The organism is Mesonia aestuariivivens, assembly GCF_019311235.1.
Classification (GTDB): Bacteria; Bacteroidota; Bacteroidia; order Flavobacteriales; family Flavobacteriaceae; genus Mesonia; species Mesonia aestuariivivens.
The window spans coordinates 14,848-40,310 of record NZ_JAHWDF010000010.1 but is presented as its reverse complement, the minus strand read 5'-3'; the positions used below and the strand labels follow the sequence as shown (position 1 = coordinate 40,310).

The following is a 25,463-nucleotide window of genomic DNA, read 5'->3' as shown; positions in this document are numbered from 1 at the left end:
TATGGCTGTAAAATTTACCTTAAGCGAAATCAATTTTGTATTTTAGCAAGAATTAAAAAATTATATATAAATTATTTATAAAAATTTAAAATAATGAAAGTTACAGTAGTAGGTGCAGGTGCCGTTGGTGCAAGTTGTGCAGAGTATATCGCAATTAAAAATTTTGCTTCAGAAGTAGTGTTGGTAGATATTAAAGAAAATTATGCAGAAGGAAAAGCAATGGATCTTATGCAAACGGCTTCTTTAAATGGTTTTGATACAAAAATCACGGGAAGTACAAATGATTATTCTAAAACTGCTGGAAGTGATATTGCTGTAATAACAAGTGGTATCCCTCGTAAACCAGGAATGACGAGAGAAGAGTTAATAGGGATTAATGCAGGTATTGTTAAAGAAGTATCTTCTAATATAATTAAACATTCTCCAGAGGTAACTATTATAGTAGTTAGTAACCCAATGGATACGATGACCTACTTAGTTCATAAAACAACTGGATTGCCTAAAAATAGAATTATAGGTATGGGCGGTGCTTTAGATAGCGCACGTTTTAAATATAGATTATCAGAAGCCTTAGAAGCTCCTGCCTCTGATGTTGACGGAATGGTGATCGGTGGACATAGTGATACAGGAATGGTGCCGTTAACAAGATTGGCGACAAGAAATAGTGTGCCGGTTTCAGAATTTATTTCTGAAGAAAGACTAACACAAGTATCTGAAGATACCAAAGTTGGAGGAGCAACATTAACTAAAATGTTAGGAACAAGTGCTTGGTATGCGCCAGGAGCTGCAGTTTCTGGATTAGTACAGGCAATTGCTTGTGACCAAAAGAAAATTTTCCCTTGTTCAACTTTACTTTCTGGTGAATATGGTTTAGATGATTTATGTATTGGCGTTCCTGTAGTATTAGGAAGAGGCGGTATAGAGAAAATTGTTGAAATCGAATTAAATGAAGCAGAAAAAGCTAAGCTTAAAGAAAGCGCTGAAGGCGTGAAGAAAACCAATGGATTGTTAGAACTGTAAGTATTTAAGAAATAAATTGTAAAGCCTGTTGATTGTTAAAATCAACAGGCTTTTTTTGTGAAATTTATCTTAAAAAAATAATTGGCATTTCATGTTTGAAACCCTATATTTGTCCGTTTTTAAAAATAGATTAATCAATAACTTAAAGAATAATGCAGAATAAGGGGATAATTAAGCTATTCGCAATTTTATTCGGATTGGTAAGTATTTATCAATTGTCGTTTACATTTATCGCAAATAAGGTTGAAGATGAAGCCAAAACCTATGCGAACCAAAAAATTAGTGAAGATAAAGACGATTATGCTACTCTAAGAGATCTAGCAGAGCGTAGGTATCTAGATTCTATTGGTGGCGAAGAGGTTTTTGCAGGAATTACCTATAATACCGCAAAGAACAAAGAGCTTAATAAAGGTTTAGATTTAAAAGGAGGTATTAACGTGATTCTTCAAATATCAGTAAAAGATATTTTGAAAGAATTAGCTAATGGTTCAGATAATCCTGCATTTACGACAGCTTTAACTAGAGCAGATGAGTTACAGAGAAATGGTTCTGGGGATTATTTAGATTTATTTTTTCAAGCTTTTGCAGAAAATGAAGATGCTAAATTAGCTTCTCCAGATATTTTTGCTAACAAAGCTTTAAGTGAAGAAATTAATTTTGACACTCCAAATGCTCAAGTTGAAAAAGTTATTAAAAGAAAAGTAAACGAAAGTATTACTTCAGCTTTTGAAGTACTTCGTAAGCGTATCGATAAATTTGGCGTAACACAGCCAAATATTCAACGTTTAGGAGATTCTGGAAGAATCTTAGTAGAACTTCCAGGTGCAAAAGATGTAGATCGTGTAAAAGGACTTTTACAAAGTACTGCTCAATTAGAATTTTGGGATGTATATAAAGGCCAAGAGTTATTTCCTTTCTTAGGAAAAGCTAATGAAAAATTAAAATCTATAGTAGGTAACGATAAAGTTGAAACATCAACAGATTCTACCCAAGTTGCAGACGAAGATAATATTGATGATTTATTGGAAAACGCTGAAGAGGAAGAAGCTACAGAAGAAGGCGAAAATCCAATTTTCGATTTAATTCAAGCTCCAGGGCAACAAGGAGGTCCAGTAATTGCTAGTTTTCAATTAAAAGATACAGCTACCGTTGGTGAGTATTTAAGAATGCCAGAAGTTAAAGCATTACTACCATTAGAGCAGCGCTATGCGAAATTTGTATGGGGTAAGCCGCTTAGAGATAGTGAGCTGGTAGATCTTTATGCTTTAAAAGGAAATAAAAGTAGTGAGCCAGATTTGAGCGGAAGTGTAATTACAGATGCCACCCAAACTTACGATCAATTAGGAAGAATCGTAGTTTCTATGAATATGAACGGTAAAGGAGCTAAGAAATGGGAAGAGATGACCAACAATGCTTACCAGCAAGGCTCTCAAATTGCAATCGTTCTTGATAATGTGGTATATTCTGCACCAGGATTAAGTAATGGTCCAATCGCAGGAGGAAGAAGTCAGATTTCTGGTGATTTTACAGTAGCAGAAGGAAAAGATTTAGCAAATGTTTTAAGAGCGGGTAAATTGCCAGCTTCCGCAGATATCGTTCAAAGTGAAATTGTAGGTCCTTCATTAGGGCAAGAAGCTATTGACAGCGGAATTAATTCATTTTTAATAGCATTACTTTTTGTTTTAGCTTGGATGATTTTTTACTATGGTAAAGCAGGTCTTTTTGCAGATGTTGCTTTAGCCGTAAACATTTTATTCATTTTTGGTATTCTAGCCGGATTAGGTGCGGTCTTAACTTTACCAGGTATTGCTGGTATTGTATTAACTATTGGTATGTCGGTAGATGCTAACGTGCTTATTTTTGAAAGGATCAAAGAAGAATTGGATAAAGGTAAATCTCAAGTAGAAGCCATAAAAGATGGATTTAAAAATGCTTTATCTTCAATCCTAGATGCCAACATTACAACTGGTCTTACTGGGGTAATTTTATTAGTTTTTGGTACAGGTCCAATTAAAGGTTTTGCAACTACCTTATTAATAGGTATTGCAACGTCATTATTTACTGCGATATTTATCACTCGATTATTTATAGATGGTTACGGTAAAAATGGTAAATCTTTAGCCTTTTCAACAGGAGCAACTAAAAATTTATTCAAGACCGTAAACATTAAATTTATAGCTAAAAGAAAAATTGCTTATGTAATTTCAGGAATTGCAATTGTAGCGAGTTTAATTTCTTTAGCTACCGTAGGTTTAAACCAAGGTGTAGATTTTGTTGGAGGTAGAACATATACAGTTAGATTTGATCAGCCTGTAAGTCCTACTGAAATTGAACAAGATTTAGTAGCAGAATTTGGTAGTGCCGAAGCAAAAACTTTTGGTTCAGATAATCAATTAAAGATTACAACTAAATATAAAGTTGAAGAAGAAGGAACAGAAGTAGATAACGAGATATCTGAAAAACTTTATGGTGTTTTACAATCCTACTTACCAAACGGAACTTCTTATAAAGATTTCTCTGTTGCTAATGAAGATAGTGAAGTAGGAATAATGTCGTCAATGAAAGTGGGACCAACCATCGCAGATGATATTAAAGAAGCTTCTTATTTTGCTGTAATAGGGTCGCTTATTGTGGTATTTCTTTATATCTTATTTAGATTTAGAAAATGGCAATTTAGTTTAGGAGCTGTAGTTGCAGTTTTCCATGATGTGTTAATCATTTTAGGGATATTCTCTTTAACATATAGTTTTATGCCTTTCAACATGGAAATTAATCAAGCATTTATTGCGGCTATTTTGACAGTTGTAGGTTACTCCTTGAATGATACCGTGGTTGTTTTCGATAGAATTAGAGAGTATTTTGATGAATACGAAAATTGGCCGTTTAATAAAACGATCAATTCAGCATTAAACAGCACTATTAGCCGTACCGTAAATACCTCTTTAACTACTTTAATTGTGTTATTAGCGATCTTTATTTTTGGAGGTGAAAGCATTAGAGGCTTTATGTTTGCCTTAATTATTGGAGTTGTTGTAGGTACATATTCATCTTTATTCATTGCAACACCAATTATGTATGATACTGCTAAAAAGAAAAGTGAAGATCTTTTAAAGCGTAAAGAAGAAGAAAACGAACAAGAAGAGTTAGCTTAATTAAGTAAACTTGTATATATTCAAAAAGCCATCTATTATAGATGGCTTTTTTGTTTTATAGGTTAATGAGAACCTGTTGTTCTGCTAATTGATTAATACGTGTTACATCAAGAGTTTGAATTAATTAATTTAGTAGAAGTCTTTAAAATCTTTAAGTCAATCAAAATTAATCTGTCTTAAACTTAGTCTCTGCTCTAAATAACTATTTTGATTAGAGGTTGTAAGAAATTGTTTTACAAAGTAAATCAGTAAGTTTAGATGATTCTAATGCGACGCACGATATCATCTTTATATGGATAAATAGAAGTATTCTTATTCTTTTTGTAAAATAAAAAAAACACCTTTAACTAGTAAAAGTGTTTTTTGTGAAAATCTAATTAAGTGAAATTTTAGATTATTAAACTATTTTTTAATGGATTGAGTTTCTTTTTTAGGTCTAAAAATTAGATAGAAACCAAAAAGTATAAAAGGTATACTTAGCAATTGTCCAGTGTTAAGAGTCCAGCTGCCTCTTTGTATAACCTGTGCTTCTTTTACAAATTCTATAAAGAACCTTACCGACCATAATAATACTAAGAATAGTCCAAAAATAAAGCCCGTTTTTTCTTTTTTGTTCGTGCTCCAATAGATAAACCATAAAATAATAAACACAATTACATAACATCCAGCTTCGTATAATTGAGCAGGATGTCTTGGGAAATTTTCACCAAGTTGCTTAAAAATAACTCCGTAATCACTATGAGTGGGTTTTCCAATAATTTCTGAATTGATGAAATTTCCTATTCTAATAAAAACACCTCCAATAGCAACGGTAATTGCAACCCGATCTAAAATGAAGAGCATACTTTTCTTTAAATGTTTTTTATTGTAAAAATACATGGATATGATCACACCAATTGCGGCACCATGACTTGCTAATCCTTGAAAACCAGTAAATTCAAATCCATTTTTGAAGCTGAAAGGTAAAACGATAGAAAGCGGATCTTCCCAAAAAAGTTCGGTTTGGTAAAATATAACATGCCCTAATCTAGCACCAATTAAAGTACCTAAAACGGCATAAATAAATAAAGGATCTAGTTTCTCTTCATCAATATGTTCATTTGAAAAGAACTTTTTCATAATGTACCAGCCCAACACAAATGCTACTAAATACATTAAACTGTAATAACGAATCAAGAAAAAACCTAAATCTATTCCTTTTGAGGGATCCCAAACAATAGCTGAAAAAAGCATAGTTGAATTTTATTATTTCTGAACTGTAAATATAAGTATTTGAAGCTTTTTTAATGTGTACTTGTAAAAAAGTTCTAATTGTCTTTTGGAGGAACTGGATCCCAGCCAGAATCACCCCAAGGGTGACACTTTTTAATTCTAGAAATAGCTAATTTACCACCTTTCCAAAGGCCGTGAATTTTTAAAGCTTCAAATGTGTAATGAGAACAAGTAGGTTGAAATCTACAGGTTGCAGGTGTAAGTGGAGAAATAAGATATTGATAGACCTTAATGAGAAGTAAAAAAGGTGCTATCAATATCTTCTTTAACATAAAGTTTTATAAGCTGAAAGAAGTTCCTTCTTTGCCATCTTTTAATTGAATTCCGTTAGCTGCAAGGCCATCTCTAATTTTGTCGCCAGTAGCAAAATCGCGATTTGCTCTAGCTTTTGCTCTAAGCTGAATTAATAATTCAACAACATTTGCTAAACGCTCGCTATCTTGATTGTTTTCTAGAGCACTAACCGCTTCTAGACCTAATACATCAAAGATAAAAGCATGTAAGCTATTCTCTAATTCGGTTAAATCTTCTGGTGTAATGTTTGTTTTTTTAGCTTCAACTGCATTAATTATTTTAACAGCATCAAATAAATTAGCAATTAATACTGGGCTATTAAAATCGTCATTCATCGCATCGTAACATTTCTGTTTCCATTCAGAAATATTTATAGATGAATTAGCTGAAGTTTCAAGTTTAGGAATGAGAGCAACAGCATCCATTAGTTTTTGAAAGCCTTTTTCTGCAGCAGTTAAAGCTTCATCAGAAAAATCTAAAATACTTCTATAATTGGCTTGCAACATAAAAAAACGGGCTATACTTGGCGAATATGATTTGCTAAGTACATCGTTATTACCAGAAAAAAGATCACTTGGTAAAATATTATTACCTGTGCTTTTTGCCATTTTTTTACCGTTTAAGGTAAGCATGTTGGCGTGCATCCAGTAATTAACAGGGTTTTTGCCATTTGCGGCTTGTCCTTGAGCAATTTCACATTCGTGATGCGGAAATTTTAAGTCCATTCCTCCTCCGTGAATATCAAACTCTTTGCCTAAATATTTAGAACTCATAACGGTACATTCTAAATGCCACCCTGGGAAGCCGTCACTCCAAGGTGAAGGCCAACGCATAATGTGTTGCGGTTCAGCTTTTTTCCAAAGTGCAAAATCTTGCGGATTTTTTTTATCACTTTGTGCAGTAAGTTCTCGCGTATTGGCTATCATATCTTCTAGCTTTCTTCCGCTTAGAATTCCGTAATGATTGGTTTTATTATATTTCATTACATCAAAGTAAACAGAGCCGTTAGCTTCATAGCCAAAACCTTGATCTATAATTTCTTTAATAATTTCAATTTGTTCTACAATGTGTCCTGTAGCTGTAGGTTCTATACTAGGCGGTAGGTTATTGAATTTTTGTAGAATGGTATGAAAATCTACCGTATATTTTTGAACCACTTCCATAGGTTCAATTTCTTCTATACGTGCTTTTTTAGCAATACGATCTTCACCAGTTTCGGCATCATTTTCTAAGTGGCCGGCATCGGTAATATTTCTAACGTATCTTACTTTATACCCTAAATGTTTTAGGTAACGAAAAACCAAATCGAAAGAAATAAATGTACGGCAATTTCCTAAATGCACATTACTGTAAACGGTAGGGCCACAAACATACATGCCTACATAGCCATCTGTTAAAGGTTTAAAAACTTCTTTCTCTCCACTAAGGGAATTGTAAATTTTTAATTCTTGGTTTTCGTATAAGGGCATTTTTAATACTTTAAAATATTAGTAAAATAGATGGTGAATTTTAAAATTCAGTATCTAGTTTAATGTAATCTAAAAATTCTCTTCGTACAGCTTTTTCTTTAAATTTTCCGCCAAATTCACTCGTTACGGTGCTGCTTTCAATATCTCTAATACCTCGGCTATTTACGCACAGGTGCTTAGCATCAATCACACAGGCTACATCTGGAGTGCCTAAAACTTCTTGAAGTTCATTTACAATTTGCATTGTTAAACGCTCTTGTACTTGTGGTCTTTTTGCAAAATAATCTACCACTCTATTCATTTTAGATAGGCCAACTACGGTTCCGTTAGAAATGTAGGCTACGTGAGCACGGCCAACTATTGGTAATAGGTGATGTTCACAAGTAGAGTAAACGGTGATGTTTTTTTCAACTAACATTTCTCCGTACTTGTACTTGTTATCAAATACAGAGGATTTTGGTTTCTTGTCAGGGTGTAGGCCTCCAAAAATTTCGTTGACAAACATTTTGGCAACTCGAAGTGGAGTGCCTTTAAGACTATCATCAGTAAGATCTAATCCTAAAGTTTCTAGAATGTTTTTAACATCTCCTTTTATTAAATCAATTTTTTCTAAATCACTTTTTTCAAATGCATCTTTACGTATAGGATTGTCTGTGCTAGATCCTATATGATTGTCTCCTATTTCTTCAATATCGTTCAATACCTTATCTATTTTCATAACTCGTTTCTAATAAACTGCTAAGTTGGCAAAGATACAGAAATTAGAATGGATTGAAATAGTTTAGGTTGAAGAAATACTTGATGCTAATATTACAAATGCTTATGATTTTAGGATGTTTTCCTGAAATTATATAGGCATTACTGTTCAACTCTTTAATAAAAGCATTGCTTGTAATTTTAAATATGTTTTTTGAAATTGTACTAAAGAAGAAATTTGAGCACAAACTGAATTAAAGCTTATGCTCATTAAAATTACTATGGTGAGTTTATTCTTATTTTATTATAACACTGGACTATTAGTCACAGCGGTACGGTCAATTTTCTTTACAAGACCTTGTAAAACTTTACCAGGACCAACTTCTGTAAATGAAGTAGCTCCGTCTTTAATCATATTTTGTACACTTTGAGTCCATTTTACTGGTGCTGTGAGTTGAAATATTAAATTCTCTTTAATCTCATCAGGATTAGTTACGCTAAAAGTACTAACGTTTTGGTATATTGGGCAAATAGGTGTGTTAAATTTTGTTTCTTCAATTGCTTTCGCTAATTCTTCTCGAGCAGGCTCCATTAAAGGAGAGTGAAAAGCGCCTCCTACGGGTAAAACTAAAGCTCTTTTTGCTCCTTTTTCTTTCAAAGCTTCGCAAGCCGCTTCAATAGCTTTCACTTCACCAGAAATTACTAATTGTCCTGGGCAGTTGTAATTTGCAGCAACAACAATTCCGTCAATCTCAGCGCAAATAGCTTCTACTAACTCATCTTCTAAACCTAAAACCGCAGCCATAGTAGATGGTTGTAATTCACACGCTTTTTGCATGGCTTCAGCTCGTTTAGAAACTAGTCGTAAAGCATCTTCAAACTCTAAAGTTTTGTTGGCAACCAATGCAGAAAATTCACCTAATGAATGTCCTGCAACCATTTCTGGTTGAGCATTTTCACCTAAAACATGTTGCAAAATTACCGAATGTAAAAATATTGCTGGTTGGGTTACATTGGTTTGTTTTAACTGTTCCGCAGTTCCTTCAAACATAATATCGGTAATGTTGAATCCTAGAACTTGGTTAGCTTTTTCAAACAGTTGTTGTGCTTCAGGAAATTTTTCATATAAATTTAATCCCATTCCTGTAAATTGAGCTCCTTGTCCCGGAAAAACGTATGCTTTCATAATATTTTTAATTTTCTTTTAAACAAATGTACTATAAAAAAGACCTAATAAGAAAATTCTTCCTTATTAGGTCTTTTGGGGATAAAACAGAATTTAGTTTTATACGCTTAATTTTCCTTTTTCACCAACATCAGCTTTTTTTCCTGTAACAGCGCCAACTCCCATTTTGAAAAGGCTTACTAATTTATTGGTTTTGGTATCCCAATAATAAGCTTCTTTTGGGGTAAATTTAATTGCGGTTAAATTTGGGTCGTCTTTACCGTTAAACCAGTTGTCTGAAACCGAAGAATAGAGTTCTTCAAGAATTGCTTGCTCTACGACAATTTCAGCTTCGCCAAAAGTGCTTAAAAATTTATGAGAAGATGGGTCGCTATAGAGTAGTTGAGTTTCTTTGTTTTTAATAATGTTCTTATTATGATCACTGTCTCCTGGACTTAAAAACCAAATGTCACCATGAATATCAATTTTCTTTTGTGTCATGGGGACAGCTTGTAATGGAGTTTTGCCAAGAGCTGTTACCATCATTGAGGTTTTAATGTCTTCGGTTAGCTCTTTTATTTTTTTCTTAGCTTCTTCGTTATATTTGTTTTCGGTACTCATAAGTTTTTATTTTAAAAGTACAAGTTATAGGGCTTAAAATGAGCCAATAAACTATTAAAAATAGAGGCTTTGCTGTTAATAAATGTGAAAATGCTTAAGTAAATTTCTTTAAAATATTTTTTACCGAGGCTAAATACCCTTTTCCAAATAGATTTAAATGAACCAACAAATAATAGAGCTGCCAAATAGGTAGCCTTTCTTGCCATTGTGAAGTTAGCGGAAACACTTCATTATAGGTTGAAAACACTTCAGTAGAAAAACCGCCAAAGAGCTGCATCATTGCTAAATCCATTTCTCGCGGGGCAAAACATACGGCAGGATCTATTAACGCCGGATTTCCTTTTTCATCAACCAAGTAATTACCATTCCATAAGTCACCGTGAACGAGGCTTGGTTTTTCTTTTGGAATAATTTCTGAAATATGCTTATAAAACAAATTTAAATTTCTAAACTCAAATCCGTTTTCTAGCGCTAATTGAAATTGTGGTTTTAGCCGTTTTTCAATATAAAATTCGCTAGCATCTTTAAGGTTAGAAGTGTTATACTGCGGCAAGCTACCCATATCATTATCATCACTTAACCCAAAGCTGTGACGTGTAACCAAATGCTGTTTAGCTAAGCCTGTGCTAAATTATTCCCAAAAATTTGTCGATTTTGAATTAGAGGGTAAATATTCTAATAATAAATAAGCTTGGTTTTCAATAACTCCGTAATTCAACACTTTCGGTATTCTTAAAGCTTTAGCAGAATTTAATGTTTTCAAGCCTGAAGCTTCTTTTTTAAACATTTCTGGAAACCGGTCTGCTTTATTGAGTTTGACCACCAACTTTTGATTACTGGTGGTGAGAAGATAGGTATCATTAATATCACCGCCCGATAATACCGAAACATTTTTCAGTTGAAAATTTTCTTTTCTGCTATTTGTTGAAATACCTCTGGTAGAATAAATTTTATTTTTTGCGTTGGTAAGTGAAGTAGGTAAATGCATAGTTATGTTTGTCATCCTTCTCATGAAATTCTTCATTTACCAATTGCCAGTCATTCAAATCTAATTCAGGAAAATAAGCATCAGCTTCAAATTCACCATGAACACGTGTTAATTCAATTTTATCGACCTGAGGTAAACTCAATTTATAAATTTCTCCTCCGCCAATAATAAAAGGTTGTTCATCTTTACTAGCCAAAGCCAGCGCTTCTTCTAAATTATGAACTACCAAGCAATTTTTATCTTCATAATCTAGCTGACGGGTAATTACAACGTGTGTACGATTTGGTAAAGGTTTAGGGAAAGACTCGTAGGTTTTTCTTCCCATAATAATATAATGACCAGTGGTTAACTTTTTAAAACGTTTAAAATCATCTGGTAAATGCCAAACCAAGTCATTATCTTTACCTAAGGCATTGTTTTCTGCTGCTGCTGCAATTATAGTAAGCATATTATGCGTTTAAAGAACTGTTAGAAGTAGACGTAGGTAGCGGATGCTCTTTTTCTACTTGTTGTTGTAATTTAAGAATTTTATCTTTTTGTTTGGCTACCAAACGTTCCAATTGTTTGTTTTCCCATTCTTTGCCCATTAATTTATTTACAAAAAATACATTAATCGCATGTATCAAAAAGAAAAAGAACCACAGTAAAATTGCCCAAACAAACCAGTCGGTACCAAAAAGCTGAAATTCTTTACCAAAATCTAGTACTACATTTAAAATAATAAATAAAATAGAGCCTGCTATAAAAATCACAAAGTGAGTAGTTAAGCGCTTTTTTTGCTTAATTCTACGTTGTGCATTTTCAAAAAGTTCTCGTTGTTCTATATCTGTTCTGTGTGTTTTTTTTTCTGCTGAAGCCATATTATTGTAACTTAGTTGTGTACCAAATTAAAGATTTTTAGTTTAAAATTTTTTCTGCTTATGAAGAATTTAAGAAATGAATTTCCAATTATCGGCCAATATACTTATTTAAATACTGCCGCCACAGGATTACTTTCTGAAACTGTTTTTGATTATCGCCAAGATCAAAATTTAGATATGCTCACGCAAGCCAGTATGTTTAGAGATCAAAAATCTAATTTGTATGCAGAAGTTCGTGAAGCATTGGCTCATTTTTATAAAGCTGAAGCCAATAAAGTAGCGCTCGTTCCTAGTTTTTCTTTTGGCTTTAATTCGCTGCTAGAAGGTCTACCAAAAGATGCTAAAATTTTATTACTAAAAGGCGATTATCCATCTATCAATTTGCCAATAGAAGCTAGAAATTTTGACATTAGCTATGCAGAAATTGATGAGAATTTAGAAATGAATATAAGTGCGGCGGTGAAAGAACATCAACCCGATGTATTTATGTTTAGCGTCGTTCAATACGTTAGCGGAATTAAAATAGATCTTGATTTTATAAAAGAATTGAAAAAAAATAATCCTAAGCTATTAATTGTAGGTGATGGTACACAATTCTTTGGTAGCGAAGTTTTTAATTTTGAAAACTCAGGTTTTGATATCCTCGGAGCTAGCGCTTACAAATGGTTGAATGCTGGTTTCGGAAATGCTTTTTTCTTGTTTAAAGAAGAAGTCGTAGAGCGGGTTTACCCAAAGGCTATTGGTTTTGGTTCTAACATAGGAAAGTACAAACAAGAAGAAAATACATTAATAGGTAAATTTGAACCAGGACATTTAGATACCTCGAACTTAGGAAGTATAAAAGCGGCATTAAAACTACAAAGTGATATTGGTGTCGAAGCAATAGAGCAACAGGTAAATAAATTAAAAATTTTAGCCAAAGCAGAATTTGAAAAACTAAAGTTACTAGAAGAAAAAGTAGTGAAGCGAAAAGCGCATTCTTCAATTTTTAATATTAAAGGGAATGCTGAATTATTTAATTTTTTGAATAACAATGCGGTGATTTGCTCACAACGCGGTAACGGAATTCGGGTAAGTTTTCATTACTATAACACCGAAGAAGATTTAGAGAAATTATTAAGCCTACTTCAGAAGTTTAGAGGTTAATAGAACAATAAACGTCACTAAAAATTAATTTAAAGTGACGTTTATTGTTTTACGATATCAAGTGTTTTCTTAAAATTCAGTAATTCTTGTTACTACTTTTTCTCGAAAATATAGTTTTTATAAAAGTGTTGGTCGTCTGTAAAATATTCGATCAACTTTAACCCAGCTTGATCGGCAAGCCAATCCACAACTTCATCGTCATATTTTTGAGAAATCTCTGTATGAATACTCTCCCAAGATTTAAAGCTTATATTTAAATTAAGGGCATTAATGGCTACGGTTTGCTCTTCTGTACTAATTAAAAAGCTTTTAGCGGTTCCTGTTTCGGGATTGTAAGTTTCCCAATGCTTAAACTTGTTAAGATTAAAATCTGCCTCTAGTTCTCGGTTAATTCTTTCTAATAAGTTCTTGTTGAATGCTTCAGTAACGCCTGTTTGATCATTATAAGCGTCTAAAATTGTTTGCGGATTTTTCTTCTGATCAAATCCCATAAAAAGCATATCACCCGGATTCATTGCTATTTGGATATTTTTTAAAAACTCAATAGCACTGTCATGATTAAGATTTCCGATGTTGGAACCCAAAACCATGATTACTTTCTTGCGTAACTTGTACTGAGAAACTTCTTTTAAAACATCAAAATAAGATCCCTGTAAGGTTTCTACATTTACTTTGGGAAGTTCTCTAGCTAGCGAGTCTTCTAAATTATCTAAAATATTTTGACTAATATCGATGGGTAAATACTTAAAATCGATTTTATTATCGATAAGGTATTTTAATAAGATTTTTGTTTTTTTACCATCGCCAGCACCTAATTCAATTAAATCAAAACCAGATTCAGCATTAAAATAATCACTAAGTGCAGCTTTATGTTTTTCAAGAATATCAAATTCACAATTGGTGAGGTAGTAATCAGGTAAATTCATGATATCTTGAAAAAGCTTATCGCCCTTTTTATCATAAATAAACTTTGAAGATAAATATTTAGGAAAGGCTGTTAGTCCTTCTTGTACTTCTGAAGCAAATTCAGAATTATGTTTAGTTTGCGTATCTTTTTTCATTTTTTTCTATTTGGCTAAGCGTATTCCTGTAAACTGCCATCTTAAATTAGCGTGAAAGAAATTGCGGTAGGTATAGCGTGTATGTTCTGGAGATGTTGCTACAGAACCACCACGTAGCACTTTTTGATTCACCATAAATTTACCATTGTATTCACCTAAAGCTCCTTCAGGTTTCTTATAATTAGGGTAGGGAGCATAGGCGCTTTCTGTCCATTCCCAACGTTGTCCCCAATCAAATTTTTCTTGTGCTATTTCCCATTCAGCTTCCGTAGGTAAACGCATATCTTTCCATTGTGCAAAGGCAAAAGCTTCGTAATAAGAAATGTGTGCTAAAGGAGCTTCAGGGGTTAGTGGTTGTAATCCGCTAAGCGTATATTGGTGCCAGCAACCATCGATGAGATACCAATATGCTGGGGCTTTTATTTTTTCAGCATTTATCCAATCCCAAGCTTCGGCATGCCATAAAAGTACATCTTGGTAACCGCTGGCATTCATGAATTCTAAATACTCGGCATTAGTAACTAATTTATTAGAGATGAAAAATTCATTTAAATATACCTTATGTCTCCCTTTTTCGTTGTCATAGGAAAATTCACCATCGTCAGGTTTTCCTATTTCGTATACACCTTCTGCTAGCGTTAACCACTTGTGTGGATGTTTCTCTATCTTATTTTCGTTGAAATTTTCTTTATACTGCGGAAGTAATGGATTATTCCCTAATATGTATTTAATATCTGTTAGCAGTAATTCTTGATGTTGCATTTCGTGATGAATCCCTATTTCTAAAACTTCTTCTAACGCTTCGCTAATTTCATTTTCATTGAAGAATCTTTCTATAGCATTGGTAACGTAATTACGGTATTCATAAATTCTACTTACCGTGGGTCTAGATAAGTTACCACGATGAGTGCGGATTACTTTTTCACCTACACTTTCGTAATAACTGTTAAAAACATAAGCAAATTGCTCATCAAAGATTTGATAATTTTGCTGATGCTTTTTCAAAATAAACTCTTCAAAAAACCAAGTAGTGTGACCCAAGTGCCACTTTGGTGGAGAGACAAACTCTACCGGTTGAACCACAAAATCTTCAATTTCTAACGGTTCACAAAGTTGTTTGGTTAACTTTCTGGTTTTTAAAAATTTTTCTAATGTAGAAGTAGACGATGTGATCATAAATGAATAGCGTTTTTACGCTCAAATCAAATTTACGATTTTTTAAATGCGAACTTCTTTAAGCTTTGTTAAAGCAAAAGTTAAAGTTGAAAAATTATAATTAATTAGACAATTAGGGTTTAAAAAAAGCCTGTAATAACAGGCTTTTTTTAGCTAAAAGCTAAAAATTAAAAGGAACCGTATATTTAATTTCTCTAGGCTTTCCGTTTAGAGAGCCAGGTTGCATTTTAGGAATGGCTAAAATATTACGCTTGGCTTCTTCTTGTAAAGAATTTCTGCCTCCTTTAACTTGTGTGATCTCAATTTCACCTTTTTTATTGACTATAAAACTGACTAAAACTTTAGTGCCTTTATCTGCTGCAGTGTAATCTTTAGGAAATTTAAAATTTTTCTGAATGTGTGTGGCAAGCATTTTATTAAAGCAATTAGAAGTAGAACTTTCGGTCTCACAGCCCGGCCAAACTGGTGGAATTTCTTTAGAAGAAACTGTATTGCCTTTTGTTACTTGAGCTTGGCTAATGCTTACGGCACAAATAAAACTAAGTATAAATAAAACTTTTCTCATTGTTTTTTTATTGAAAATAACTAAAATTCTAGATCTAGCTATTATAAAGTTAAGATTTTTTTAAGTTTGATAATAGATTAAATAGCTACAGCAGCCTTAATGTGTGGATGCGGATCGTAACCTTCTAAACTAAAATCTTCAAACTTAAAATCTAAAATATCTTTTATTTCAGGATTTAATTTCATTTGTGGTAATGCTTTTGGCGTTCTTGATAATTGTAGCTTTACTTGTTCAAAATGATTATTATAAATATGTACATCACCAAATGTATGTATAAAATCTCCAGCTTCGTAACCACAAACTTGCGCCATCATCATGGTAAGTAACGCATAAGAAGCAATATTAAAGGGAACGCCTAAGAATACATCTGCACTACGTTGGTAGAGCTGGCAAGACAATTTACCATCGGCTACATAAAATTGAAAAAAGGCATGACAAGGCGGTAAAGCAGCTTTTCCGTTGGCGACATTTTCGCTAAAAGAAACCGAGGTGTCTGGCATGACACTTGGGTTCCAAGCAGAAACAATCATTCTTCTGCTATTAGGGTTTTTCTTTAAAGTTTCTACTACTTCTTTAATTTGGTCTATTTCTTCACTGTTCCAGTTTCTCCATTGGTGGCCATAAACCGGACCTAAATCTCCGTTTTCATCTGCCCATTCATTCCAAATTCTTACGCCGTTTTCTTGCAAATACTTCACATTAGTATCTCCATTTAAAAACCATAGCAGTTCATAAATAATAGATTTTAAATGCAATTTTTTAGTGGTCACCATCGGGAAGCCTTTACTTAAGTCAAACCGCATTTGGTGGCCAAAAACGCTACGGGTTCCTGTTCCTGTTCTATCTCCTTTATCGGTGCCGTTTTCTAAAACGTGTTGTAGTAAGTCGTGATATTGTTGCATGAAAATTGGTTTGGGCGTTCTGGCGGGCTCTCGTGAGTCGCTTTTTTAAATTTCTAAAAAAGAAAAATTTAAAAAGAGCTTCAACAAATCACTCCATCCCTAACGCAATGTAATTTGTGTAAAACTATGAAAGAGAACTTATATGTAAAGTCTGCTAAGCGATAGATTTTTAAAAAAGTTATGCACATTTTCAACTTTATGCTTAGATATGATTTATGTCATAATTCAAGCAGAACTTAGGAGGTACTTTTGTAGGGTAAACTTTTAAAAACCTCTACAAATGAAATCATTATTTGCAATTACACTAGGCTTACTTATGCAGGTAGCAACTGCACAACAATTTACCGTGCAACCAGAGAACTCTAAACTTAGTGTGTCCGGAACATCAACGTTGCATGATTGGGAATGTGTTGCAGAAACTTTTAAAGGAAATATTTCAGCAAAAATAGAGAACGATCAAATTGTAAGTATCGATAAATTCAACTTTCAGTTTCAAGTAGAAGATTTGAAAAGTGGAAAGTCTGCGATGGACAATAAAACCTATGATGCTTTAAAGGAAAAGAAACATCCAACCATTACCTATAACGGTACCGCTGTAGTGATGAACGGTCATTCTGCTACTTTTTCAGGAACAATGAAAATAGCAGGTAAAGAAAGAGAAATGGTCACTAAAGTAAAAATGAATTACAGCAATGGAGTCATTAAACTTTCAGGAGCTAAAGCTTTCAACTTAACCGATTTTAATATGGATCCTCCAACCGCTGTGTTTGGAACTATAAAAACGGGAGACGAAGTTAAAATTCATTATAACATTCAACTTAAATAAAAATAACAAACCATTTAAATATATATAAAATGAGAACGCTAGGCAAACTTTTAGTAATCGTATTTGTAGTAGTCATGTCTGCTCAAGTACAAGCTCAACAAATTAATTTTGATAGAAATATTGATAATTTTAGATATCCTGACAAACGAGGTGTAAATGTTTTTGAATCTCCAAAAGATACCACTTCTACTTTTGATGGAGTAGATGTAAGAGTGGGAGGATCTTTTGCATTACAATTTCAGGCTATAGAAAATGAAAATGCTGGATTACCAGGCTACCAGCTTAAAGAGGCAGGGAGTAACTTTAATTTAGCAACCGCTAATATGGATTTAGATGTGGCGCTTTACGATGGAGTAAGAATGCATTTACGTACCTACTTATCTTCACGTCACCACCACGAACCTTATGTAAAAGGAGGGTATTTATTAATTGATAAACTAGACTTTGTAAGTGAAGGTTTTTTAAGTGACTTTATGCAATACACAACCATTAAAGTGGGGCATATGGAGAACAATTACGGTGATGCTCACTTTAGAAGATCTGATAATGCACAAGCTTTATACAATCCGTTTATAGGAAATTTAATTATGGATGCTTTTACCACAGAAGTGGGGGCAGAAGTATACTATAGAAGAGATGGCTTTATAGGAATGGTAGGTTTTACTAATGGTAAACTTAATCAAAATGTAGAAGAAGATATAACTGGGAAAACAGGTGGAGCTTCATTTTTAGCTAAACTAGGTTATGATAAACAAGTAAATGATGATTTACGACTTCGATTAACAGGGTCATTATATAATACGGGTTATGTACCAAGTTCTTATTTATATAATGCAGATAGAGCAGGAGCTCGTTATTACGGAGTGATGCAAGCTTTAGATGCTGATAGTGATGATTTTAGAGCGGGGCGTTACAATCCTAACTTAACAAACAGTATTACAGCGGTGATGATTAATCCGTTTGTGAAATATGGAGGCTTAGAATTTTTCGGAACCGTAGAGATGGCAAAAGGTAAAGCCTCTGCTGAAACTGATGATAGAACCACAATGCAATATGCAGGAGAACTTATTTACCGCTTTGGTGCAGATGAAAATATTTATGTAGGTGGAAGATATAACCTAGTAGATGCTGAAGATATTTCTGGAGAAGATGTTACTATAAACAGAGCACAAATTGCAGCAGGTTGGTTTATGACAAGAAATATTCTTTTAAAAGCAGAATACGTAATTCAAAATTATGATGACTTTGGTCAAAATAGTATCTTAAACGATGGGAAATTTAACGGGGCGATGGTTGAAGCCGTGATCTCATTTTAATTATCTTTCAACCAAAACTCTTAGAAAACAGTACAGAAAGATAATTTCTGTGCTGTTTTCGGTTTAAAACACTATCATGATGAAGACAATACTAACCATATTCTTTTTCTTTTCGCTAATATCAGCTTATGCACAAAGCGGAATAGTAAACATAGAAGTAAGAACCAACGTTAATAAGTTTAATTGTTCTTGTAAAGAAGAGAGTTTTATATGTCAAGAGTTTACTGCACAAGAAAAAGTATTAAAGCTTCCTGTAGCCTCTTTTGATTGTCCTAAACGAATGATTGAGAAAGATTTAATTGAATTATTTGAAGCAGAAAAATACCCTCATATTGCTATTGAGATATTAAACTATACAGAAAGTAATGGGGCTATTACAGCATCTATAAAGATTACTGTAAAAAAGACCGCAAAGGTTTATCAATTACAATTAGGAGAAACTTATGATAGTGAAGCCTTTTATTTCACAGGAACACAAGAATTAGATCTTACCGATTATCATATAGAACCGCCAGTAAAAGCTTTAGGTTTAGTAAAAGTAAAACCAGTAGTAACTATTGAATTTAAAATACCAGAAGAGTTTGTAATTAATTAGATTTTAAAAATCTTGAAATATTCGATTTCTGGTAAGAATAATTAGATTGCCATTTTCAAGTTTTTGAGAGACATTTTCTTTTTCAAAAGTAGTTTTGAGACAATCAATAATTTTTGGGACCTCGTTCTTTTCTTTAACTAGAATATATTTGATATCCTCTAAATCAAATTTTAAAGAATAGTTGTTTTGTCTAAAATGAGGTTTCTTAGTTTCTCTTGAAGAATATTTTTTAAATAAATCTTGTAGGTTTTTATCATTTGAATTTATTATTCTTGGGTAAATTTCTGTGTCAGTATTTTCTATAGTTGGTACAAACCTCCATTCTCGTTCATTGTAACAGTTTATAGTTGATTTGAAGTTTTCATTTTTATATACAACCTTATCTTTATTATCTTTTAGTATTATATGTTTTTTAACTTCAGCTTCCCAGTATTTTGAAAATTGAATATTTTTTATTGTTAATTCTAATAGATCTTGAATGGGCTTTTCAGGATCAGTCATAGATTTAATAATATTAAGAGGGAGTTTAAAATGCGAATTTTCTTTTGTTTCATTTTCTAACCCTAACCCTAACCTTATATCGTTAGGTTTTTGCTGTAATAAATACCTAATATTATTTATTGCTTTAATATTCTCTGAAAGAGAATTAATTTTTAATGGAGTATTGTTTACTAAATACTTTACAGGTTCAATGTTGTTTTTTATTCCCCATTCTTGTGATAGTCCAATTCCATAATCACCATAATACAAGAAATTGGGAACTAGTGATAAAGGAATGTTGCAAAAAGAAACCATTGGGATTAGAATTTCATAATTGCCGAAGTTTTCTTTACAATAAGAAGGCTTAAAAGATTTACTTTTTAATATTTTTTCAATTGTCTCTAATTCTTCTGTATACTGAAGAAGATGAGGAATCTTTTTGTAATTAAAGATTTGTTCAGATAGTGATATTTCTAAAGCCATATCAAAACATATTATGATTAACCAATAATCATTCCGGCAATTGTTGCAGAAAGTAACGAAGCTAGCGTACCACCAATTACCGCTTTAATACCAAATTCAGATAAATTTTTACGCTGTCCGGGTGCTAAAGAGCCAATACCTCCCAATTGAATACCAATAGAGGCAAAATTAGCAAAACCACAAAGCATATAAGTTGCCATAATAATAGATTTTTCGTAAGTTAAACTTAATGCAGTAGTAGGGTCTTTTAATTCGGCTAATTGAATGTAGCCTACAAATTCACTGGCAGCAAGCTTTATCCCTAGCAACTGTCCCATGAGCATCATATCTTCTTCAGCTACACCAATTAACCACATTAGTGGGGCGAAGACTGTCCCAAGAACCGCTTCAATAGAAAAAGATTGATAAGGTGTGTTTTCAGCTAAAAAAGTATTTAAAGTAGTGATTTCTCCAAATTTTCCAAAACCATAATTTACCATCGCGATTAAAGCCACAAACACCAATAACATTGCACCAACATTGGCAGCTAATTTTAAACCTTCAGTGGTTCCTATAGCGATGGCATCTAAAACATTTGAACCAATTTTTTCTGAAGAAACTTCAACATCGGTATTAATTTTCTCTTGCTGTGGGTAAAGCATTTTAGAAACTACAATAGCCCCAGGTGCTGCCATTACTGATGCAGCAAGCAAGTGTTTAGCAAACTCTAAACGTGCCACAGGATCGTCGCCACCAAGAAAACCAATATAAGCGGCAAGAACTCCACCAGCTACGGTTGCCATACCCCCAATCATGACTAATAAAATTTCAGAACGCGTCATACGTTCTAAATAGGCTTTAATCATAAGAGGTGCTTCGGTTTGTCCTAAGAAAATATTTCCGGCTACATTTAAACTTTCAGCACCAGAAATACCTAAAAGTTTAGTCAGTATAAAGGCAAAACCTTTGACTACAACTTGAATAATACCGTAATAAAAAAGGATAGAAGTTAAGGCAGAGAAAAAGATAATGGTCGGTAAAACCTGAAATAAAAATATATATCCAAAACTAGAAGTATCCATTAAACCGCCCAATAAAAATTCACTACCAGCAGCAGTAAACTCAAGAATTTTTACAAAAATACTTCCTACAAATTCAAAAACACTTTTTACCCAATCTACTTTCAAAACCCCGTAAGCAAGTAATAATTGTAGACCAAGGCCAACGCCTACAGTTTTCCAGTTAATGGCTTTGCGATTACTACTAAGTAAAAAAGCGATAATTAATAAGGTAAACATGCCTAGAACACCGCGCCAAAAACTATTAAATGTAAACCCTTGGTTTTTTATAATTTCTTTACTTGCTATTGCTTTAAGCTTTTTTGGAGCTAATTTTAAATAGAGTTTACTTTTATTTTCTACTAAAGTTAGCGTAGAGTCTGTCTGTGTTTCTATTTTAAATCGTTGAATGCTATCTTTTGGCGTATTATAAAAGAAAACTAGATTTTTATTCTGAAAAATATAAGAGCCTGAAAGTTGTTTTTTTTGCTGTGTGTTGCTCCAAGAAAAATCACCTTCTTTTAATAACAATCGATCAAAATCTTTTGTGATGATGGCTTCAATATTAGCATCTATTTGGGGGGTGATTTCCCATTCTTGTTCAATTTCTTGAGCATTGATAAATGGAATAATAGCAATGATAAATAGTAGGGTAAACAAGTTTTTCATGCCTTGTTTATTTACGTTTAGAAATTTCATCTCTTAATTTAGCGGCTTGTTCGTAATCTTCATTATTGACGGCTTCTTCCAATTCATCTTCTAATTGCTCTAAAGATTTTGTTGGTGAAGGTTTAGCTGATGCAGAAGGTTCTGAAGATTCTTTGAGAACATCTTCAATAATCAATTCTGTTTTTTTAATTTCTTTTTCTTCCTCTTCAGAAGGTGTATCGGTATTTTTAAGGAAAATACCTGCTTTATCTAAAATATTCTTATAAGTGAATATAGGCGCATTAAACCGAAGGGCTAAAGCTATAGCATCACTGGTTCTTGCATCGATGATCTCTTCAATTTTATCTCTTTCGCAGATTAAACTTGAATAGAAAACACCATCAACTAATTTGTGAATAATTACTTGCTTTACTGTAATAGAAAAACGTTCAGCAAAACTTTTGAATAAATCATGAGTGAGTGGGCGAGGAGGTCTAATGTCTTTTTCTAATGCAATGGCAATAGATTGTGCTTCAAAAGCACCTATAACAATAGGGAGTTGTCTTTCGCCGTCAGCTTCACTTAATAGAAGTGCATAGGCGCCATTTTGGGTTTGACTGTAAGAAATTCCTTTTATGGTTAAACGCACTAAACTCATACTACAAATTAATCAAAATAGATAAAATAAAAAAGCGACCTAAATAAGAGCTTTTCGTTATTTAGGTCGCCCTAATTTGAGGGGCACAATTTATAAAAAATTACGCGTTATTTGCTTTAAATTCTTTTAATTTTTCATTGAGTTGCGGAACGATCTCAAAAGCATCGCCTACTATGCCGTAATCTGCGGCTTTAAAGAAAGGTGCTTCTGGGTCATTATTGATGACAACTTTATATTTAGAGGCATTAATTCCCGCTAAATGTTGAATAGCACCAGAAATACCAATAGCAATGTAAAGATTTGCGGCTACGGGTTTGCCTGTTTGCCCTACGTGTTCGCCGTGGGGTCTCCATCCCATGTCACTTACAGGTTTAGAGCATGCCGTTGCAGCTCCCAATGTAGTTGCAAGGTTCTCAATCATATCCCAATTTTCAGGTCCTTTGAGTCCACGACCAGCAGAAACTACAATTTCTGCATCGGCAATGGTTACTTTATCTGTAGCTTTATCTACAGAGGCTACATGTACAGAAAAGTCACTAGCTTCTAAGCTTGGAGAGAATTCTTCTATAGTAGCAGTAGTTTCGTTTTCTTTTAATCCGTAAGCGTTTTTAGCAATTCCTAATACTTTTATTTCGCTGTTAATAGAAGTGAAATTAAATGCTTTATTGGTAAACGCATTTCTTTTTACTGTAAAAGGGGAAAAGCTTTCTGGCAGAGCAACAACGTTAGAAGCGTAACCTGCTTCTAGGTTTACAGCGATAATAGGCGCTACATATTTATCATTAGCAGTTTGCCCAAGCACTACAACTTTGGCGTCTTCGCTTTTTGCAGCTTGTGAAATAACATCTGCATAAGCATCTGCATTAAATTTAGAAAGTTGGTCGTTTTTTACTTGTAATACTTTATTGACACCGTATTTTGATAAACTTTCGTGATCATCTGCATTAATGGTGATAGCGGTAACAGATGTGCCTAATTGATCTGCAACACCTTTTGCGTAAGATGCAGACTCGTAAGAGGCTTTTTTAAATTTTCCGTTTTCTGATTCTATATATACTAAAACTGACATAGTTTTCTTTTTTTATTTAATTCGACTAATTTGAAATTCTTTTAAATTGCTTTTGCTTCATTATGTAGAAGGTTAATCAATTCATCTAAATTGTCTTTATCGATAAGTTTAACCTCTCCTTTAGGAGCAGGTTTTTCAAATTTATTGGCTGAGGTTTTTTCATCAGCACCCAGAGGTTCAACTACATTTAATGGTTTTTTACGGGCCATCATAATTCCACGCATGTTAGGTATTTTAAGATCACTTTCTTCCACGAGACCTTTTTGCCCTCCAATAACTAAAGGAAGTTCTGTCGTTAGGGTTTCTTTACCACCGTCAATTTCTCTAATTGCTGTAGCTTTATCTCCTTCAACCTCTAAACTAACACAGGTATTTACAAAATTAGCTTTCATTAATTTAGCAAGCATACCTGGTACCATTCCTCCATTGTAATCTATAGATTCTCTCCCTGCAATAATTAAATCATAACCACCGTCTTGTGCAACTTTTGCTAATTCTTTTGCGACTTGAAAACCATCTTTGGCAGGAGTGTTCACTCTAATGGCATTATCTGCACCAATGGCTAATGCTTTTCTAAGTGTAGGTTCTGTATCTGCTTCTCCTACATTTACTACATCTACAGATGCGCCTTGCTTTTCTTTAAACCACATGGCACGAGTTAAACCAAACTCATCGTTAGGATTAATTACAAATTGAACTCCGTTCGTATCAAATTTGGTATCCCCTTCTGTAAAGTTAATTTTAGAAGTAGTGTCTGGAACGTGACTTATACAGACTAATATTTTCATTTTCGTAGTATTTTATGTTTAAAAATTAGATTTATAAAATTGTTTATTGCGAATATAATGAATTTCATAATAAAATACTATGCTTGCATAATATTTTTTTTCTTTGATTTTCTATAGGTTTTGCAACTGTATTCCTTATTTTTGTGAATTGTAAAATATAGCCGAATAATAATGAGAACAATTCAATTTAGAGAAGCAGTAGCTGAGGCAATGAGTGAGGAAATGCGTCGTGATGAAGCGGTGTATTTGATGGGTGAAGAGGTTGCTGAATATAACGGAGCTTATAAAGCTTCTAAAGGAATGTTGGACGAGTTTGGTCCAGAACGTGTAATCGATACACCAATTGCTGAAGCTGGCTTTAGTGGTATTGGTGTGGGATCTACAATGACTGGTGCGAGACCAATTATAGAATACATGACCTTTAACTTTAGTTTGGTAGGTATCGATCAAATTATTAACAATGCAGCTAAAATTAGACAAATGTCTGGTGGGCAATTTAATTGTCCAATTGTATTTAGAGGCCCAACAGCTTCCGCAGGTCAATTAGGAGCTACGCACTCTCAAGCTTTTGAAAGTTGGTATGCAAACTGCCCTGGCTTAAAAGTGATTGTCCCTTCTAATCCTGCAGACGCAAAAGGTTTGTTAAAAGCCGCTATTCGTGATGACGATCCTGTAATTTTTATGGAAAGTGAGCAGATGTATGGTGATAAAGGCGAAGTGCCAGAAGCCGACGAAGATGTGGTGATCCCAATTGGAAAAGCAGATATTAAAAGAGAAGGTTCTGATGTGACCATTGTTTCTTTTGGTAAAATTATCAAAGAAGCTTATAAAGCTGCTGATGAATTAGCGAAAGAAAACATCTCTGCAGAAATAATAGATTTAAGAACGGTACGTCCATTAGATTATGATGCGATTATTAAATCTATCAAGAAAACTAATAGATTAGTAATTTTAGAAGAAGCTTGGCCTTTTGGTAATGTTTCTACAGAAATAACTTATAGAGTACAAGAGCAAGCATTTGATTTCTTAGATGCGCCGATAATTAAGATAAATACAGCAGACACTCCAGCACCATATTCTCCAGAATTGCTGAAAGAATGGTTGCCTAATAGCAATGATGTTGTTAAAGCTGTTAAAAAAGTTATGTATAAGTAAATTATACACTTATATTTACCA

General features: G+C 33.3%; 24 protein-coding genes and 1 pseudogene. 7 read left to right on the top strand and 18 right to left on the bottom strand.

The features are described from left to right. Positions 1-93 precede the first annotated feature (93 nt). On the top strand, positions 94-1,020 hold the full coding sequence (gene mdh, locus KW502_RS10125; RefSeq protein ID WP_219040444.1) for a malate dehydrogenase: 927 nt from the start codon (positions 94-96) through the stop codon (positions 1,018-1,020). A gap of 152 nt (positions 1,021-1,172) precedes the next feature. Beyond that, complete coding sequence (gene secDF / locus KW502_RS10120) at positions 1,173-4,172, top strand: protein translocase subunit SecDF (protein WP_219040443.1); 3,000 nt, start codon at positions 1,173-1,175, stop codon at positions 4,170-4,172. A gap of 402 nt (positions 4,173-4,574) precedes the next feature. Here the strand turns inward: secDF and lgt are convergent, their stop codons facing one another. The 9 genes and pseudogenes from lgt to KW502_RS10075 form a co-directional block, all read right to left on the bottom strand. Next, entirely contained in the window at positions 4,575-5,405 is an 831-nt protein-coding gene (gene lgt / locus KW502_RS10115) for a prolipoprotein diacylglyceryl transferase (protein WP_219040442.1), read from the bottom strand. A 74-nt stretch (positions 5,406-5,479) separates the two neighbouring features. Then, positions 5,480-5,716: a membrane protein insertion efficiency factor YidD gene (gene yidD, locus KW502_RS10110; RefSeq protein WP_219040441.1), complete on the bottom strand. Its 237-nt coding sequence runs from the start codon at positions 5,714-5,716 to the stop codon at positions 5,480-5,482. A 6-nt stretch (positions 5,717-5,722) separates the two neighbouring features. Continuing rightward, on the bottom strand, positions 5,723-7,207 hold the full coding sequence (gene cysS, locus KW502_RS10105; protein ID WP_219040440.1) for a cysteine--tRNA ligase: 1,485 nt from the start codon (positions 7,205-7,207) through the stop codon (positions 5,723-5,725). Between the two features lie 40 nt (positions 7,208-7,247). Beyond that, a complete protein-coding gene (folE, locus tag KW502_RS10100) occupies positions 7,248-7,925 on the bottom strand; it encodes a GTP cyclohydrolase I FolE (RefSeq protein WP_219040439.1) in 678 nt (225 codons plus the stop codon). A gap of 282 nt (positions 7,926-8,207) precedes the next feature. After that, positions 8,208-9,089 carry an ACP S-malonyltransferase gene (fabD, locus tag KW502_RS10095; protein WP_219040438.1) on the bottom strand — a complete coding sequence of 294 codons (882 nt, stop codon included), beginning with the start codon at positions 9,087-9,089 and terminating at the stop codon, positions 8,208-8,210. A gap of 99 nt (positions 9,090-9,188) precedes the next feature. Further along, positions 9,189-9,689, bottom strand: coding sequence for a pyridoxamine 5'-phosphate oxidase family protein (locus KW502_RS10090; RefSeq protein ID WP_219040437.1), 501 nt, complete (start codon positions 9,687-9,689; stop codon positions 9,189-9,191). 94 nt (positions 9,690-9,783) lie between these two features. Further along, a pseudogene (locus KW502_RS10085) lies at positions 9,784-10,677 on the bottom strand (fructosamine kinase family protein). Next, positions 10,640-11,125, bottom strand: a complete 486-nt coding sequence (locus tag KW502_RS10080) for a dihydrofolate reductase (protein ID WP_219040436.1) — start codon at positions 11,123-11,125, stop codon at positions 10,640-10,642. Before KW502_RS10080 ends, KW502_RS10085 begins: the two are co-directional and overlap by 38 nt. 1 nt (position 11,126) lies before the next feature. Further along, entirely contained in the window at positions 11,127-11,537 is a 411-nt protein-coding gene (locus KW502_RS10075) for a 2TM domain-containing protein (protein ID WP_219040435.1), read from the bottom strand. A 60-nt stretch (positions 11,538-11,597) separates the two neighbouring features. On the opposite strand from KW502_RS10075, the gene KW502_RS10070 reads away from it, so the two are divergent. Continuing rightward, positions 11,598-12,683 (top strand): aminotransferase class V-fold PLP-dependent enzyme, encoded by a 1,086-nt coding sequence (locus tag KW502_RS10070; RefSeq protein WP_219040434.1) that lies wholly within the window; start codon positions 11,598-11,600, stop codon positions 12,681-12,683. A gap of 92 nt (positions 12,684-12,775) precedes the next feature. Here KW502_RS10070 and KW502_RS10065 read toward each other — a convergent pair whose 3' ends face one another. The 4 genes from KW502_RS10065 to KW502_RS10050 form a co-directional block, all read right to left on the bottom strand. After that, positions 12,776-13,744, bottom strand: a complete 969-nt coding sequence (locus tag KW502_RS10065; protein ID WP_219040433.1) for an L-histidine N(alpha)-methyltransferase — start codon at positions 13,742-13,744, stop codon at positions 12,776-12,778. 6 nt (positions 13,745-13,750) lie between these two features. Further along, positions 13,751-14,917, bottom strand: a complete 1,167-nt coding sequence (egtB, locus tag KW502_RS10060) for an ergothioneine biosynthesis protein EgtB (protein ID WP_439651404.1) — start codon at positions 14,915-14,917, stop codon at positions 13,751-13,753. A 163-nt stretch (positions 14,918-15,080) separates the two neighbouring features. Continuing rightward, complete coding sequence (locus KW502_RS10055; RefSeq protein WP_219040431.1) at positions 15,081-15,485, bottom strand: energy transducer TonB; 405 nt, start codon at positions 15,483-15,485, stop codon at positions 15,081-15,083. 77 nt (positions 15,486-15,562) lie between these two features. Then, on the bottom strand, positions 15,563-16,387 hold the full coding sequence (locus KW502_RS10050; protein ID WP_219040430.1) for a thymidylate synthase: 825 nt from the start codon (positions 16,385-16,387) through the stop codon (positions 15,563-15,565). A 280-nt stretch (positions 16,388-16,667) separates the two neighbouring features. On the opposite strand from KW502_RS10050, the gene KW502_RS10045 reads away from it, so the two are divergent. The 3 genes from KW502_RS10045 to KW502_RS10035 all read left to right on the top strand — a co-directional run bounded on the left by KW502_RS10045 (position 16,668) and on the right by KW502_RS10035 (position 19,124). Beyond that, positions 16,668-17,213: a YceI family protein gene (locus KW502_RS10045; RefSeq protein WP_219040429.1), complete on the top strand. Its 546-nt coding sequence runs from the start codon at positions 16,668-16,670 to the stop codon at positions 17,211-17,213. A 29-nt stretch (positions 17,214-17,242) separates the two neighbouring features. After that, entirely contained in the window at positions 17,243-18,529 is a 1,287-nt protein-coding gene (locus KW502_RS10040; RefSeq protein ID WP_219040428.1) for a hypothetical protein, read from the top strand. Between the two features lie 76 nt (positions 18,530-18,605). Beyond that, complete coding sequence (locus KW502_RS10035) at positions 18,606-19,124, top strand: YceI family protein (RefSeq protein WP_219040427.1); 519 nt, start codon at positions 18,606-18,608, stop codon at positions 19,122-19,124. 3 nt (positions 19,125-19,127) lie between these two features. Here the strand turns inward: KW502_RS10035 and KW502_RS10030 are convergent, their stop codons facing one another. From KW502_RS10030 to KW502_RS10010, 5 genes are all read right to left on the bottom strand, one after another. Then, entirely contained in the window at positions 19,128-20,087 is a 960-nt protein-coding gene (locus KW502_RS10030; protein ID WP_219040426.1) for an abortive infection system antitoxin AbiGi family protein, read from the bottom strand. A 17-nt stretch (positions 20,088-20,104) separates the two neighbouring features. Then, complete coding sequence (locus tag KW502_RS10025; protein ID WP_439651401.1) at positions 20,105-21,823, bottom strand: NupC/NupG family nucleoside CNT transporter; 1,719 nt, start codon at positions 21,821-21,823, stop codon at positions 20,105-20,107. After that, a complete protein-coding gene (locus KW502_RS10020) occupies positions 21,801-22,430 on the bottom strand; it encodes a bifunctional nuclease family protein (protein WP_219040425.1) in 630 nt (209 codons plus the stop codon). Before KW502_RS10020 ends, KW502_RS10025 begins: the two co-directional genes overlap by 23 nt. A gap of 100 nt (positions 22,431-22,530) precedes the next feature. Beyond that, positions 22,531-23,499 carry an electron transfer flavoprotein subunit alpha/FixB family protein gene (locus tag KW502_RS10015; protein WP_219040424.1) on the bottom strand — a complete coding sequence of 323 codons (969 nt, stop codon included), beginning with the start codon at positions 23,497-23,499 and terminating at the stop codon, positions 22,531-22,533. Positions 23,500-23,540: 41 nt separating this feature from the next. Beyond that, positions 23,541-24,287: an electron transfer flavoprotein subunit beta/FixA family protein gene (locus KW502_RS10010; protein WP_219040423.1), complete on the bottom strand. Its 747-nt coding sequence runs from the start codon at positions 24,285-24,287 to the stop codon at positions 23,541-23,543. A 171-nt stretch (positions 24,288-24,458) separates the two neighbouring features. On the opposite strand from KW502_RS10010, the gene KW502_RS10005 reads away from it, so the two are divergent. After that, the gene (locus KW502_RS10005; protein ID WP_219040422.1) at positions 24,459-25,442 is read left to right on the top strand and encodes a pyruvate dehydrogenase complex E1 component subunit beta; all 984 of its coding nucleotides are present in this window, start codon (positions 24,459-24,461) and stop codon (positions 25,440-25,442) included. The last annotated feature ends 21 nt before the right edge of the window (positions 25,443-25,463 follow it).